Origin of the sequence: Thalassospira sp. UBA1131 (assembly GCF_002311515.1) — a bacterium.
GTDB lineage: Bacteria > Pseudomonadota > Alphaproteobacteria > Rhodospirillales > Thalassospiraceae > Thalassospira.
Genome location: NZ_DCAO01000134.1, coordinates 17,706 through 18,836 on the forward strand (window position 1 = coordinate 17,706; position 1,131 = coordinate 18,836).

Here is a 1,131-nt window from a genome sequence, read left to right on the forward strand (position 1 = left end):
CCGGATCTGATTGCGCAGTGCGGGCTTAGCTAAGCTTTTCAAAGATGTTTTGAAACGACAAAGGCACCGGATGATCCGGTGCCTTTTTTGTTGTCGTAATGCAATGGCGTCCTGTCGGACTGGTACTTTAGGCCAGGCGTGGCAGTTCAATTGCCGGGCAGCGATCCATGACCGCGGTCATGCCGTTTGCCTCGGCCTTCGCACAAGCCTCTGGATTGATCACGCCAAGCTGCATCCAGACCGACTTTGCACCAATCGCGATGGCTTCATCGACGACGCCAGCCGCATCCTCGCTGTTACGGAAAATATCGACCATATCGACCGGATCGGCGATATCGGAAAGTTGTGCTACAACAGTCTGACCGTGAATGGTGCCGCCTGCCTGACCGGGATTGACCGGAATAACTTTGTATCCCTGATCAAGCAGGAACTTCATCACCCGGTTTGACGGGCGTTCCGGCTTGGGGCTGGCGCCAACAAGCGCGATGGTCTTTGTCGTTTCCAGAAGCGTTTTGATTTCCGGGTCGGTGGGATTTTGAAATTCGGCCATTTGGGTTCATCCACTTCGGGTGATCACTGTGTATGAATGTTATATGAGTGGTGGCTTCCTGCAACGTTGATATGCGTCACCAAGCATGTCACGGGCGTGCGAATGGCTGCCCTCGCGGAAAGTTGATGGCAATTTAAGTGACGGCGACCACCAAATGCTTTTTGACTGGGGGATCGGCGAAACCTGACAGGGTTATTTTGTATGTTTCCATGGCTTGATCCTTCCGGGCGGTTTTCCTTTTTCAAACTGGCTGTCTTTATTGCACTTCTTGTGCCCGGCATCGTGTTGTTGTGGCCGGTCATTGCCGAGGGCGGGGCAACCATCCCGGTCAAGGAAGCCATTCTGGAAAGCGGTGAATGGACCATCCGGATATTACTGATCACGCTTCTGGTGACACCGCTTCGCCGAATAACCCGATTTTCAAAACTGGTACAGGTGCGCCGCCAAGTTGGTGTGGCTGCCTTTTGCTATGTGATGATCCATTTTGGCCTGTATGCGATCAGCCAAAACCTTGATCTTGGCCGCATTGCCAGCGAGATCGTTTTGCGGATTTATCTGACAATCGGGTTTGTTGCCCTGAT

The 1,131-nt window shown here is 52.8% G+C and carries 2 protein-coding genes; one reads left to right on the forward strand and one right to left on the reverse strand.

Annotated elements, in window-relative coordinates:
• Positions 1-127: 127 nt before the first annotated feature.
• Positions 128-550: a CoA-binding protein gene (locus tag B3Z49_RS21925; protein ID WP_296994986.1), complete on the reverse strand. Its 423-nt coding sequence runs from the start codon at positions 548-550 to the stop codon at positions 128-130.
• 201 nt (positions 551-751) lie between these two features.
• On the opposite strand from B3Z49_RS21925, the gene B3Z49_RS21930 reads away from it, so the two are divergent.
• On the forward strand, positions 752-1,131 hold a 380-nt coding region (locus B3Z49_RS21930), incomplete at its 3' end, for a sulfite oxidase heme-binding subunit YedZ (protein ID WP_349676410.1).